General features: G+C 71.9%; 14 protein-coding genes, 1 tRNA gene and 1 pseudogene. 10 read left to right on the forward strand and 6 right to left on the reverse strand.

Annotation, left to right across the window (positions count from 1 at the left end):
* Together ACWEQO_RS03515 and ACWEQO_RS03520 are read right to left on the reverse strand one after the other, a co-directional pair.
* A pseudogene (locus ACWEQO_RS03515) lies at positions 1-602 on the reverse strand (IS5 family transposase); the annotation flags it as partial.
* Positions 589-1,221: a hypothetical protein gene (locus ACWEQO_RS03520; protein ID WP_452978496.1), complete on the reverse strand. Its 633-nt coding sequence runs from the start codon at positions 1,219-1,221 to the stop codon at positions 589-591. The gene ACWEQO_RS03520 and the pseudogene ACWEQO_RS03515, both read right to left, overlap by 14 nt.
* Positions 1,222-1,718: 497 nt before the next feature.
* Here ACWEQO_RS03520 and ACWEQO_RS03525 point away from each other — a divergent pair, with 497 nt between their 5' ends.
* Positions 1,719-1,940 carry a hypothetical protein gene (locus ACWEQO_RS03525; protein WP_452978499.1) on the forward strand — a complete coding sequence of 74 codons (222 nt, stop codon included), beginning with the start codon at positions 1,719-1,721 and terminating at the stop codon, positions 1,938-1,940.
* 22 nt (positions 1,941-1,962) lie between these two features.
* Here the strand turns inward: ACWEQO_RS03525 and ACWEQO_RS03530 are convergent, their stop codons facing one another.
* The 3 genes from ACWEQO_RS03530 to ACWEQO_RS03540 form a co-directional block, all read right to left on the reverse strand.
* Complete coding sequence (locus ACWEQO_RS03530; protein WP_452979144.1) at positions 1,963-3,816, reverse strand: copper resistance CopC/CopD family protein; 1,854 nt, start codon at positions 3,814-3,816, stop codon at positions 1,963-1,965.
* A gap of 186 nt (positions 3,817-4,002) precedes the next feature.
* The gene (locus ACWEQO_RS03535) at positions 4,003-4,611 is read right to left on the reverse strand and encodes a GNAT family N-acetyltransferase (RefSeq protein WP_452978502.1); all 609 of its coding nucleotides are present in this window, start codon (positions 4,609-4,611) and stop codon (positions 4,003-4,005) included.
* Positions 4,604-6,691, reverse strand: a complete 2,088-nt coding sequence (locus ACWEQO_RS03540; protein ID WP_452978505.1) for a penicillin acylase family protein — start codon at positions 6,689-6,691, stop codon at positions 4,604-4,606. The genes ACWEQO_RS03535 and ACWEQO_RS03540 overlap by 8 nt, the downstream gene beginning before the upstream one ends.
* Before the next feature lie 317 nt (positions 6,692-7,008).
* Here ACWEQO_RS03540 and ACWEQO_RS03545 point away from each other — a divergent pair, with 317 nt between their 5' ends.
* Both ACWEQO_RS03545 and ACWEQO_RS03550 read left to right on the forward strand, forming a co-directional pair.
* Complete coding sequence (locus ACWEQO_RS03545; protein WP_202275276.1) at positions 7,009-7,305, forward strand: type II toxin-antitoxin system VapB family antitoxin; 297 nt, start codon at positions 7,009-7,011, stop codon at positions 7,303-7,305.
* A 188-nt stretch (positions 7,306-7,493) separates the two neighbouring features.
* A complete protein-coding gene (locus ACWEQO_RS03550) occupies positions 7,494-8,120 on the forward strand; it encodes a LytR C-terminal domain-containing protein (protein ID WP_452979147.1) in 627 nt (208 codons plus the stop codon).
* A gap of 139 nt (positions 8,121-8,259) precedes the next feature.
* Here the strand turns inward: ACWEQO_RS03550 and upp are convergent, their stop codons facing one another.
* Positions 8,260-8,895, reverse strand: coding sequence for a uracil phosphoribosyltransferase (gene upp, locus ACWEQO_RS03555; RefSeq protein ID WP_361458209.1), 636 nt, complete (start codon positions 8,893-8,895; stop codon positions 8,260-8,262).
* A gap of 303 nt (positions 8,896-9,198) precedes the next feature.
* On the opposite strand from upp, the gene ACWEQO_RS03560 reads away from it, so the two are divergent.
* The 7 genes from ACWEQO_RS03560 (at position 9,199) to ACWEQO_RS03590 (ending at position 12,570) form a co-directional block, all read left to right on the forward strand.
* On the forward strand, positions 9,199-9,387 hold the full coding sequence (locus ACWEQO_RS03560; RefSeq protein ID WP_452978510.1) for a hypothetical protein: 189 nt from the start codon (positions 9,199-9,201) through the stop codon (positions 9,385-9,387).
* Positions 9,388-9,743: 356 nt separating this feature from the next.
* Positions 9,744-10,292, forward strand: a complete 549-nt coding sequence (locus tag ACWEQO_RS03565; protein ID WP_361458203.1) for a tRNA adenosine deaminase-associated protein — start codon at positions 9,744-9,746, stop codon at positions 10,290-10,292.
* 50 nt (positions 10,293-10,342) lie between these two features.
* Positions 10,343-10,774, forward strand: coding sequence for a tRNA adenosine(34) deaminase TadA (gene tadA, locus ACWEQO_RS03570; RefSeq protein ID WP_361458323.1), 432 nt, complete (start codon positions 10,343-10,345; stop codon positions 10,772-10,774).
* Between the two features lie 45 nt (positions 10,775-10,819).
* Positions 10,820-10,904: transfer RNA gene (locus tag ACWEQO_RS03575), tRNA-Ser, on the forward strand.
* A gap of 105 nt (positions 10,905-11,009) precedes the next feature.
* Positions 11,010-11,186, forward strand: a complete 177-nt coding sequence (locus tag ACWEQO_RS03580) for a hypothetical protein (protein WP_361458200.1) — start codon at positions 11,010-11,012, stop codon at positions 11,184-11,186.
* Positions 11,186-11,479, forward strand: a complete 294-nt coding sequence (locus tag ACWEQO_RS03585; RefSeq protein ID WP_361458197.1) for a Dabb family protein — start codon at positions 11,186-11,188, stop codon at positions 11,477-11,479. Before ACWEQO_RS03580 ends, ACWEQO_RS03585 begins: the two co-directional genes overlap by 1 nt.
* Before the next feature lie 170 nt (positions 11,480-11,649).
* Complete coding sequence (locus ACWEQO_RS03590; protein WP_452978515.1) at positions 11,650-12,570, forward strand: RNA polymerase sigma factor SigF; 921 nt, start codon at positions 11,650-11,652, stop codon at positions 12,568-12,570.
* Positions 12,571-12,722 lie beyond the last annotated feature (152 nt).

Consider the following 12,722-nt stretch of genomic DNA (forward strand, 5'->3'; position numbering starts at 1 on the left):
CTTGTCGCCGAGCAGGGCCTTGGGACGGCGGCGCGGACGGCCGGGGCGGCCGGCGACGGGCGGGATGCCGTCGACCAGGGCGAGGGTCTGGGTGACGTCATTGACGTTGGCCGCGGTCGTGATGACCTTGAGCGGGGTGCCGCAGCCGTCGCAGATCAGGTGGTGTTTGCTGCCCGTCTTGCGCCGGTCGACCGGCGACGGACCGGTGTCGGCACCCCCTTTTTCGCGCGGATGTGGGAGCCGTCCACACACGCGCGAGACCAGTCGAGTTCGCCGGCCGCGTTCAGCTCGGCGAGCAGGATGCGGTGCAGCTGGTCGAAGACGCCGGCCCGCTGCCAGCGGTCCAGGCGCCGCCAGCAGGTCTGCCCGGAGCCGAACCCCAGCTCAGGGGGCAGGAGTTGCCAGGCTATGTCGTTGTGGAGGACGTAGAGGATGCCCTGCAGGCAGAGCCGGTCCGGCACCGGGCGCGGCCCCGGTGCCTTCTCCGGCCAGGGCGGCAGCAGCGGTTCGATCAGTGCCCACAAGTCGTCGTCCACGATCCACGGCCGGGTACTCACACCCTCCCGAACGGCCGAATCCTCACATCGGTCACGGCCTACCAGGCCACTTCAACAAGATCGTGTTACGAGCTCTAAGGTGTCGATCGACTGACTGTGCTGCTTTGGCCGCGTAGTTGACAGCCTTGCCCGCCCAAACCGGCTCTTGCTGATTGACGTTGCGCGGCGTACCGACCCGCTTGACGAGGAGACGGCTGGAGGCGACGCCGACCTTGTATCCCGTGCTGGGCAATTCGGGGTCGTTCGGCCACCGGGCTTCAAGCCGCTTCACCAAGTCAATGCTGAATCTTTCAACTGTGATTCCGGCGGTCAGCGCGCGCTCGTACCGGCGGTCCCCCCAGAAGAGTGCAAAGGCGCCGTCACCCTGAATCGCCAGGAAGTCAGCTTCGAACTCGTCGAAGATCCGGACGACTCCACCTGTGCTGGCCTCGTAGATACTGGCGGTGCTCGCCGCCCATTTTCCGGTGCCCAACTTGGTGGAGCCCTTCAAGTCCGCGACGACGGCAACCGCGTCCGTGACCTTGTGCCATTTCCGCGCGGTGATCGGCAGCGCCGGCACGTCGAGGCCGTGCCCCTTGTCCACAACGTCCGGGGTGGACGCGAACTCGTCCTTCGCCTTCTGGTCGAGCTCCTCGATCAGGTCCTCGAGTTTTACGTCAGTCACGGACATCCCCTCCCGCTCGGTCCCACGGCTTCCACGGTACGGGAGGGGTGTGACAAAGCCTGGCGAGCGCAAACCAGCTGTGGACCGCGAAGCCATGGCCCACGCCCCTCCTACCGCCCGCGTCGGCGTGAGGTCGGCACCTGGCGGCCAGCCTGGACAAATAGAGAGCATCCTGGTCTCAGTTGTGGTCTCGTTCACCTCCGTTCAGGGGCCCCCGGAAACCCTTCCGCCTCCCGCTCCGTCGCAGGCCAGAACGTACGCGCCCTCCCCCGAACCCCCTAGCGAACATTTGGAAAGCGTGTTGGGGGCAACCCCTCACGAGTTCGAATCTCGTATCCTCCGCCAGTGCCTCACCGGGCACGAAATCGAAGGGCCCCACCGTTCGCGGTGGGGCCCTTCGACGTGTTCCAGCCCTCCTCGCGGACGCCTCGCCCCTCACCCGTGCTCCTCGGGTGCGAAGCTGGGCTCCACGGGCGCGCGGGCCCATACTGGTGGTGATGACAAAGCCAGGTGCACCGAAGCGCGTTCTGCCCACCAGCCCCTTCAAAACCCCGGTCTCGCCGCCTCCCAAGCACTTCGCGGTGGGCGACCAGGTCACACACGACATGTACGGTCTCGGCCGCGTGATCGGCGTCGAGGACGGGATCGCCGCACTCGTGGATTTCGGTTCGGCCCAGGAACGGATCCCGAGCCCGTACGCCAAGATGAGCAAGCTCTGACCGGCTCCCCGGTGGGGGCGGCTCAGGGGTCGATGCGGATGGAGTGGGATTCGGTCACCTGGTCCACCTCCGAGACCCTGATGGTCGCCTTCATCGTCCAGGTGCCGGGAAGGGGGAGGGTGAGGTCGCTGGTGGCCCAGTAGCCGCCGCGGTCGGTCAGGCCCGCGTCGATGGGGCCGACGTCCTTCTCCTCGAGGGTGAAGGACAGGCGGAGCTCCGGGACCGAGTCCAGGGCGCCGTCGGGGGCGAACGCCACCGCCTGGATGCCGTTCTCCCCGACCTTGCCCGGGTCCAGGGTGATCTGCACGCTGCCCCTCCCGCCGGGGGTGCCGACGGAGTAGGGGATGGTGACCACCGTCGCCGCGGGCAGTCCGGCGACCGGGGCGCTCTCGGCCGCCTTCGCCGCCTCGGCCTCGGCACGGGCCGGGAGGGTGCTGGTCAGCACCGATGTGATCAACAGCACCACGACCGCCACGGCCGCCTCCGCCAGGACGGAGACGCGCAGACCTCGCCGGTGGCGGTCGGAGGCGGACGGTTCGGGGGATGTCCGGGCGTCGGAGGGCAGGTGTGCGGGGGGCGCGGGGGGCGTCTCGCCCGGGGCGGGGGTGGTCACGAGTTCCGGGACCCGCTGCCGCGTCGCCGCCGGCTCCTCCGGCGTCTCCCCCTCCGCCGCGGCCGTCGCCAGGCGGATGGTCCAGCGGCGGGACAGGGCCGCTGCCAGGAGCAGTACGGCCGTCATCACGAGCTTGGCGATCAGGACCCTCCCGTACGCCGAGTCCCCGAGCGCCGTCCAGGAGCCGAGACCCCGCCAGGACTGGTAGACGCCGGTGACGACGAGCACCGTCACGCAGAGGAAGGCGAGGCGGGAGAAGCGGACGACCGTGGCGACGGGGAGCGGGGTCCCGGCGCGGAACAGGATGGTGAGCAGGGCCACCAGACCGCCGAGCCAGCAGGCCGTCGCCAGCAGGTGCAGCACCGAGGACGTCATCGCCAGCGGGACCTGGATACCGGCCGAGGCGTGCTCGGCGGCCGCCCAGGTCAGCGCCAGCGCGACGGCCAGGACACCGCCCACGGCGAGTTGGGCGGGCGGTGTCCGGTCGCCCGACTCGCCGTGGCCGGCGTCCGGCTCACGGCGGTGCGCGACGCGGGACAGCCGCAGGAGGACTACCGCCGTCAGCACCAGCAGCACCACCCGGGCCAGCATGGCGACGGCCGGCCGCCCGGTGAGGATGTCGGTGAAGGCCGCCAGGTCGAACGCCGTCGCGGGCGACGAGCCGTTCTCGTACGGGGCCCGCAGGACGAGGAGGGCCAGGGTGGCCGTCAGCAGCGTCCACCAGCCCGTGACCAGCGGCGTCCGCAGCGGGGCGGTGTCCGGCGGGCGGCACAGGGCCGCGAACGCCACCGTGCCGATGAGCAGGGTGGCGGCGACGTACGCGAGGTAGCGGCCGGTGTTGTAGAGGCTCGAGGTGACCGGGTGCTCCGCCGGGTCCTCGGGTGCGGCGGGCGCGGAGGGCGAGGGTTTGCCGATGGAGAACGTGAAGGCGCCGGAGACGGGGTGGCTGTCCGCGGAGACCACCCGCCAGGCGACCGTGTAGGTGCCCTCGTCGAGCCCGTCGGGCAGGTCGACACGCGCGGTGTCGGACCTGTCCTCGGCGTGCCGCGGTTCGCCCAGCTTCACCCGGTGGTTGTCGGGGCTGTAGACCCGGAAGGAGTCCTCGAGCAGGGCGACGGACTCCGTGAAGGTCATGGTGACGTGCTGCGGGGCGGACTTGACGACGCTTCCGCTCTCGGGGACGGTCTCGCGGACGGCCGCGTGCGCGCTCGCCGGTCCGGCGCTGCCCAGGAGGAGCAGGACCAGCACGGTGCCCAGCAGCACCAGCCCCTGAAGTCGCCGGGCCCCGTGGACCGTTCCCCGGTCGCGTCCGCCCTCGCCCGCCGCCCCGCTGCGCCGTCGCTGCACGTCGTTTCCCGCCTTCCGGCAATCCGGCTTCAGACTGAGTACGGAGGGGAGGCGCCGAACACTCACCTCTCCGGCAGAAACCCCACGGTACGGGCGGAGCCGTCACCCGCCGAAGGCCGCCTCCCGGGTGAGGAAGGCGAGTCGGGCCCGCTTCTCCGGCAGGTACACGTCCGGCAGGTCGATCTCGGGCAGGACGACCGCGGGGCCGGCCGTGAACCCCTGCCGCAGGAAGCGGTCGACCGCCTTCTCGTTGGCCACGTCCGGGTCGACCACCACGCGCTCGCGGTCCGGGTCCAGCAGCACGAACCCGACGACGGCGGCGAGCAGCACGGCCGTCCACCCGGGGCGCGCGCCTCCCGGGGCGGCGGGGGCGAGCAGCAGGTGGAGGCCGATGTCGCCGGGTTCGACGGGATAGCACTCACCGACCCGGTCGGCCTCCGGTTCGTAGGTCTGGAACAGGGCGGCCGGCTCACCGTCCTTGACGAGGAGGTACGCGTGGTGGGTGTCGAGCGTGTCCATGTGGACGTAGATCTCCGCCACCTGGCGCTCGGTCAGGCCGTTCATGCCCCAGAAGACGGCGCGTTCCCCGCTCACCCAGCGGTGCAGCACGGGCGCGTCGGCCGACGGGTCGAGCGGCAGGACGCGCAGGGCGCCGAAGCCGTCGACCACCTGCTCGTGGACGGCCTCGCGGGAGTCGTACAGGTCAGACATCGGTCTCCTTCCGCAACCGCGCCCAGTCGGTGACGACCGGGACGAGGTCTCCCGCGAGCCACAGGGCCAGTTGGTCTCGGTGATGGGGTGATCCCGGGACGCCCGAGGCGCCGAACGGCACCACCCAGCGGCTGTCCTCACGGCGGGCCAGGTCCCAGACGTACCGGGCGGCCGGGCCGCGCGCCGCGAGGTCGGTGAGGCCGGGCACGGAGGAGGTGCACAGCACGCAGTCGTGGTCGCCCGACAGACCGGGTTCGTCGTACGGCGTCGTGGGCGGCAACGCCCGCCAGGGCGCCGTCCGGTGGGTGTCGCCCCAGGTGCCGGCGGGCGGCCGCTCGGCCACTTCCTCCAGTGCCGCGCGGACCGCGGCCGGGCGGTCGATGCCGTACAACTCCTCCGCCGTCAGGAGGTGTTCGAGCGCGAAGCCGATGCGCGGGAGCAGCGCCAGCCAGGGCAGGAAGATGTCCGGCACGGCCGGGGGCGTGGCCAGTGCGGCGAACGCGGGGTGTTCCGCGAGCCGCCGTACGACCGCGCCGCGCACCGCGGCGAAGACGGCCGCGTCGGCGCTGTCCGCGTCCATCCGCCGGTTCCAGCGCAGCAGCCGGTCGCGCAGACCGGCCGCCGGTCCGCTCAGGCCGTCGAGGGCGGCGAGGTGGTCCAGCAGGGCGGCGGCGGAGGCGAGGTGGGTGTCCCTGTGGAGGGCGGGCATGTCGGCCGCGGACCAGCGCTCCTTCCGCGCGAGCAGGGCGGCGATGCGGTCGGCGCGGTGCGGCGGTGCGAACTCGACCCCGAGGGGGGCCGCCGGACCGCGCTGGTTCGCCATCACGGCGACACCCTCGGTCAGCCCGGCGCGCGGCGGCTCGTGCCACCCCCGCCAGTCGTGGCCGGGCTCCCACGCGGGCACCGGACGGATCCCGTTGGCCTCGGCCCGGACCGGCACCCGGCCGGCCACCCGGTGCAGCGTGCCGCCTTCGGTGTCGGCGGCCTGGATCACGTTGACGGGCTCGGCCCACAGGTCGGCGGCCCGGTCCACGTCGGCGACCCGGCGGGCCCGCAGCAGCGGCAGCAGGGCGCCGAAGCCGAGGTCCCCGGTGACCCGCGGCGGGTAGCGCAGGGCGAGGGCGACCGGGGGCACGCCGGGCTCGGCAACGCCGTCGTCGAGGCCCTCGGGACCCCCGACGACCACCGGCCCGCGGTCGGTCTCGATCACCTCGACCCCGACCGGTTCCTCGCCGGCGACCTCGATGGTCTCGGTGTGCCGGGCGGCCCGCCGCCAGACCCCGTCCGGGCCGAGCGCCTCCACCCCTGCGCCCGTACGCCGCAGCTGCTCCCGGTAGAGGTCCTGGTAGTCGGCCATGGCATTGGTGATCGCCCAGGCGACCGTACCGGTGTGACCGAAGTGGGCGATGCCCGGGACACCGGGCACGGCGAGGCCGACGACGTCGAACTCCGGGCAGGACAGGTGGATCTGCTGGTAGACGCCGGGGTCCTCGATGAAGCGGTGCGGGTCCCCCGCGATGACGGCCCGCCCGGTCACCGTCCGCTCCCCCGTGACCAGCCAGCCGTTGCTGCCGGAGGTGCCGGGGCCGTCGGCGGCGAACAGCCCGACGGCGTCCGCGCCGAGGTGCGCGGCGACCCGCTCGCGCCAGAGCTTCGCGGGGAAGCCGGCGAACAGGATGTGCGTGGCGATCCAGACCGCGAGCGGTGTCCAGGGCTCCCACCGGCCGGGTGTGAGGCCCACCCGGGCGAACTCGGGGGCGGTGGCGGAGGACAGCCCCTCGTTGACGCCCGCCACGTACGCCCGCAGCCAGTGCGCCGTCGTCGTGTCCCGTCGTTCCAGCTCGGTGAAGCAGCGGCGGGCCGTGTCGGCCAGGCGGGCGCGCCGGGCGAAGCGGTCCCAGGGGAGGGCCTCGGGGCCGAGGAAGGACGCCGAGGTGCCCTGCGCCCTGTGCCGCTCGACCTCCAGCTGCCAGGCGCGGTCGAGGGCGGTGACCCGGCCCTGGAGACGGGCGAGTCCGACCGCGTCGTCCGCACGCAGATGCGGGATCCCCCAATCGTCCCGAAAGATCTCACCGGTCACCGTGCCCCCGCTTCCTTTAGGTTAGGCTCCCCTAAGTAAACCGTGGGCGGAATCGTACGCGAAAGGCGAATACGCGAGGAGGCGGGGCCGGGAGGAGGCGGGGCCGGGGGGGGCGTCGGCGCCGACGGGGCCACGGCGTCGACCTCGCACCCCGCCCCGGGTGACGGACATCACGGGAACACCCGCGGGAGGAACGGGCCGGCAACCCGGCCACACCCACCCCCTTTGACGGAAATCGACCACGACTCGCCCGGACTTGCCCACGTGTCCGAGCCGTGAGGCTGCGCCCGGAACGTCTCGACCGGTAGGCTTTCCGTGTGATCTTCAAGCGCATCGGAAACGGCCGGCCGTACCCCGACCACGGCCGGGAAAGCACCCGGCAGTGGGCGGACGTCGCGCCGCGCCCGGTCCGCCTCGATCAGCTCGTCACGACGAAGCAGCAACTCGACCTCGAGACCCTCCTCGCCGAGGACTCGACCTTCTACGGCGACCTCTTCGCGCACGTCGTGAAGTGGCAGGGCGATCTCTACCTGGAGGACGGCCTGCACCGCGCGGTGCGGGCGGCGCTCCAGCAGCGCCAGGTGCTGCACGCCCGCGTCCTCGAGCTGAGCTGACCCTCCCCGGGCTCCGTCCGGGACCCCCGCCCGCCGCTCCGGCTGCGCGGAGCCGGCCTCGGGTGAAACCTGACCGAGCCCGCTTTGACCCTTTCGGGTTGGACTGCGTGGCATCCGATGATCATCTAGTAGGCATTACCGTCGGAGCGCACTACGCTGCGCCCATGAGCATGCTCACTCCTCCCGGCATGGGCGGCCAGTACCGGATCCGGGGTGACAGGTACCCGCGGATGCGCCGACCCCGTCGCCGCGGCAGGCTCGTCGCTCTGGCCACCGCGTCCCTCGCGGTGCTCGGCGTGGCCGGCTGGGGCACGCTGCAGCTCTTCGACGTCTTCACCGGCGACGGGAACCCCGCCTCCGCGGTCGGAGTCAAGGCGGACTGCACCCCCGGGGCGAGCCCTTCGCCGAGCCCCGTTCCCGCCCGCAGCACCGCGCTCCCCGAACCCGGCCGGATCACGGTCAACGTCCTCAACGCCACGACCCGCAGCGGGCTGGCCCAGAAGACCGCCGACGAGCTGAAGAAGCGCGGCTTCAAGATCGGCGACATCGGCAACGCGACCGAGGAGTACGACAAGAAGGTCAAGGGCACCGGTGTGCTGCTCGGGCCCACGTCCGCGCTCACGTCCTCGCTGCCGGTGCTCGGCGCTCAGCTCGCCGACGCCGAACGCCGTACCGAGGCGTCCCGCAAGGGCGGCGAGCTCGACCTCATCATCGGCGACGGCTTCACCCGGCTGACGGCGGAAGCGGACGCCGGCCGGGCCCTGACCGCGCTGACCGCCCCCAAGCCGACGCCCACCGCCAAGAAGGGCTGCTGAAGCCGCGGCGGCCGCACGGGGGCGGTTGCTCCCGGACGGTCGCGGGACAGGGGCCCACACGCGCACCGACGGGGGCCCGCGCGTACCGCCGGGCCGCCGCTCGGTCTGGATTCGGCTGTTCGGCTGTTCGGGTGTTCGGCTATTCGGCCGACCCGTACATCCGGTCCCCCGCGTCGCCGAGGCCCGGCACGATGTAGCCGTGCTCGTTGAGGCGCTCGTCGACCGACGCGGTCACGACGGTCACCGGGGTGCCGGCCAGCTCGCGCTCCATGACCTCGACGCCCTCCGGCGCGGCCAGCAGCACCACGGCGGTCACGTCGTCCGCGCCCCGCTTGATCAGTTCCTGGATCGCGGCGACCAGCGTGCCGCCGGTGGCGAGCATCGGGTCCAGGACGTACACCTGGCGGCCGGACAGGTCCTCCGGCATCCGGGTGGCGTACGTCGCCGCCTGCAGGGTCTCCTCGTTGCGGATCATGCCGAGGAAACCCACCTCGGCGGTCGGCAGCAGCCGGACCATGCCGTCCAGCATGCCCAGACCGGCCCGCAGGATCGGCACCACCAGCGGGCGCGGGTGGGACAGCTTGACACCCGTGGTCGGCTCCACCGGCGTCCGGATGTCGACCTGTTCGGTGCGCACGTCACGCGTGGCCTCGTAGGCGAGCAGGGTGACCAGCTCGTCGGCGAGGCGACGGAAGGTAGCGGAGTCGGTGCGCCGGTCGCGCAGCGTGGTGAGCTTGTGTGCGACCAGGGGGTGGTCGACGACGTGGAGACGCATGTCCCCACATTAACCGGGCCTGACCGGGCCCCGTTCCCCGTGGGGGCAAGCCCTTCGACCCGCCACCACTCCTTCGCTGGCGTCAAACCACCTGTCCGGGGGAAAGTGGGAGGGACGGACTGGGGTGATGAAGCAATGCCTGAGCGGGATTCCCGAGACGAGCCGTCGACACGCAGAACACCCGGGACATCCGGGGCACCCGGGACGCCCGGGACACCCAGGCCCCCCGGCACACTCGGAGCACGCGGAAGACGCGGCGCGCCCGGGCCGTCCGGCGCATCCGGCGGCCCGGAGGGGCCCTACGTGTCCGGTGCCCCCGGCACGACCGGCCCGCCCGGGGCCGACGAGACGGAGGCCGAGCGGCGGCAGCGCCGTGCCCGGTTCCTGCGCGAACTCGCCGAGGCCCGGGAGCTGCGCAACCGGGTCCAGCCGCGCCGCGCCAAGGCGGCCAGGCTGCGGCACGCGATGCGCATGCGGACCTTCCGCTGGTAGGACCCGTGAGGAATTCCCGCCAGGACCCCGTCGGGCCCCGGCGCCGAAAGGGTGAGCGGGCACGGGAAGCTCACGACGCATGCGGGTGTTTGCCGTAGTGGCCCTACGGGCCGGACGGGCGGAGCCGCGTACGATCCGCGTATGGCGAGGGCGAGCACGCCGACGGGCCCCCACGGGAGCACTCGGCGGCGTGGGTGCAAAACTGCCGGACACAGGGGGCCGAAGACATCCCCTGACGGCCTTGTTTCTGCCACGATTCCGAGTGGGCGGGGGCGGGCTCGAAGAGCACTCCCCGTCCGCAACCTCCGCCGGGGGGACCCCCGACCGGCACACCTAAGACCAGTGGGAGAGTCACGGTGTACTTCGCCGCACTGCTCGCGCGCACCGAAGACGGGTGGGAAGCGAGCGACACGGAACTCGACGATGTGGAGACCCTGGCCGACCTGGCCGACCTGGCCCGGGAGGCCGCGCCCGACGAGGACACGGTGCTCGTGCTGATCGAGCAGGAGGACGGCTGGTTCGGCGTCGTCCGCGTGGACGGCGAGGAGGACCCTCGTATCTACGTGTCCGACGCCGCGGCCGCCGCCCGCAGCAGTTACGGCGAGATCCTGCTCACCGACGAACTGCTCGGCCGGCAGCCCGGCGACGACGGCACCGACCTGGACGCCCTCGACCTCGACGGCACGGAGGACGGTGAACCGGACGCCGACGACGCCGACGGCGCCGACGAGGCCGTCGCGGACGCCGGCTCCGGCGAGGCCGTGCCGCACGGGCCGGTCGGCGACGCCCGGGTCCTGGACGACCTGGGCGTGAGCGAGAAGGAACTGCGCTCGCTGTCCGGGGACGCGCTCGGCGAGATCGCCGAGGTCCTGGGCGTCTCGGAGGTCCTGGAGACCGTCCGCTGACCGGGGCCACCCGCCCGGCCGACCCGGTGCGCGACCCCTGGCGGGCCGCGATGCGGCTCGCCCTGGAGGAGGCCGAACTGGCGGTCCGGGGCGGGGACGTGCCCGTCGGCGCGGTCGTGCTGGCCCCGGACGGCAGCACCGTGCTGGCCTCCGGGCACAACGAGCGCGAGGCCGGCCCCGACCCCACGGCCCACGCGGAACTGCTCGCCCTGCGGCGGGCCGCCGCGAAGCTCGGGGAGTGGCGGCTGGCCGGCTGCACCCTCGTGGTGACGCTGGAGCCGTGCACGATGTGCGCGGGCGCGATCCAGCAGTCACGGGTGGACCGGGTCGTCTACGGCGCCCGGGACGAGAAGGCCGGTGCGGTCGGCTCCCTCTGGGACGTCGTCCGCGACCGGCGGCTCAACCACCGGCCGGAAGTCGTCGAGGGAGTGCTCGCCGAGGAGTGCGCCGACCTGCTCACGGCGTTCTTCCGGAACCGCTGAATACCGATTTCGAACCATCGCGCCCCGTGCTGTAAGGTCTCCCTCGGTAGCGTGTCCGAGCGGCCGAAGGAGCTCGCCTCGAAAGCGAGTGTGGCGCAAGTCACCGTGGGTTCAAATCCCACCGCTACCGCTCGTGAAGGGCCTCGTCGTCGGACGGGGCCCTTCGTGCGATCATGGGCCCGCTCGGCGCGTACGGGTGACGCCGGTGCACCACAGTGACAGGGGGAGGGCCGCGATGGCGGTGAACGCGAAGAAGGTCGCCGTCTATGTCCTCGCGGTCTTCGCGCTGTATGTGATCATCACGGACCCCGAAAAGGCTGCCGACTACGTCCAGATAGCGTTCGAGGGCGTCTCCGAGGCCGCGAGCGCCGTCGGGGACTTCATGACCTGGATCGCGAACGGAGGAAGCTGATGATCCGCCACCTGGTCCTCTTCAAGCTGAACGAGGGCGTCGAGCGCGACGATCCGCGCGTCGTGCGGGGCGTGGAGGCGTTCCGTTCGCTCGACGGCGAGATCCCGGAGATCCGCTTCTGGGAGTGCGCCTGGAACATCAGCGACCGGCCCATCGCCTACGACTTCGCCATCAACTCGGCGTTCGAGGACGCCGAGGCGCTGCGCCGGTACGTGGAGCACCCGAAGCACCAGGCGGGTGTCGGGCTGTGGCGCGAGTTCGCCACGTGGGTGATCGCCGACTACGAGTTCTGAGCCTCACCCCCGGAAGCCCTCCACCATGACGGTGGAGGGCTTTTGCGTGCTTTTGGGAATGAACCGCCCCTCAACACGGAATATGCGGTGCTTGCACACACTGAGCATGTCTTGTGATGCTATGACCGCTTTTGACGGATGAGTCGACCGATGAAGAGGTGGCGTTGACCGTGTCGGCCAGTACTGCGCCGCCCCAGGACCAGGTGTCCGCCCTGACCCCGGCTCCGGCTCAGTCCCCGGACCCGGCCGCCCCGGAACCGGCCCCGGCCCACCCCCCGGCACAGCCCCCCGCGTCCCCGCCCCCACCCGCGCCGTCACCGGCCAAGCGCCGCGGCGCCGACACCCGGGCCCTGACCCAGGTGCTGTTCACCCAGCTCAAGGATCTCGAGCCGGGCACGCCGGAGCACACCCGGGTGCGCACGGCGCTCATCGAGGCCAACCTGCCGCTCGTGCGCTACGCCGCCGCCCGCTTCCGCTCCCGCAACGAGCCGATGGAGGACGTGGTCCAGGTCGGCACCATCGGGCTCATCAACGCCATCGACCGCTTCGACCCGGAACGGGGCGTGCAGTTCCCGACGTTCGCGATGCCCACGGTGATCGGCGAGATCAAGCGGTACTTCCGCGACAACGTCCGCACCGTCCACGTCCCGCGCCGGCTGCACGAGTTGTGGGTGCAGGTCAACAGCGCCACCGAGGACCTCACGACCGCCTTCGGACGCTCCCCGACGACCGCCGAGATCGCCGAACGGCTGCGCATCAGCGAGGAGGACGTGCTCTCCTGCATCGAGGCCGGGCGGTCGTACCACGCCGCCTCCCTCGAGGCCGCGCAGGAGGGCGACGGACTCCCCGGCCTGCTGGACCGGCTCGGCTACGAGGATCCGGCGCTGGACGGCGTCGAACACCGCGACCTCGTCCGGCACCTGCTCGTCCAACTGCCCGAGCGGGAGCAGCGGATCCTGCTGCTGCGGTACTACAGCAATCTCACCCAGTCACAGATCAGTGTGGAGCTCGGCGTCTCGCAGATGCACGTGTCCCGGCTGCTCGCGCGCAGCTTCCAGCGGCTGAGATCCGCGAACAGGATCGACGCGTAACCCGAAAGGGGCAATCGCTCACTAGTGCCCATCTGGGCGCTTCCGGTCTGAAACACCGCCAGTTACCCTGTTTCCAGGGCTGGTTCGTCACTCGGATGTCGACATGTCACTACAGCGCGTTGCCGACATGTGACATTCTGCGGGAAGCGCGT

It is taken from the genome of Streptomyces sp. NPDC004051 (assembly GCF_053604275.1).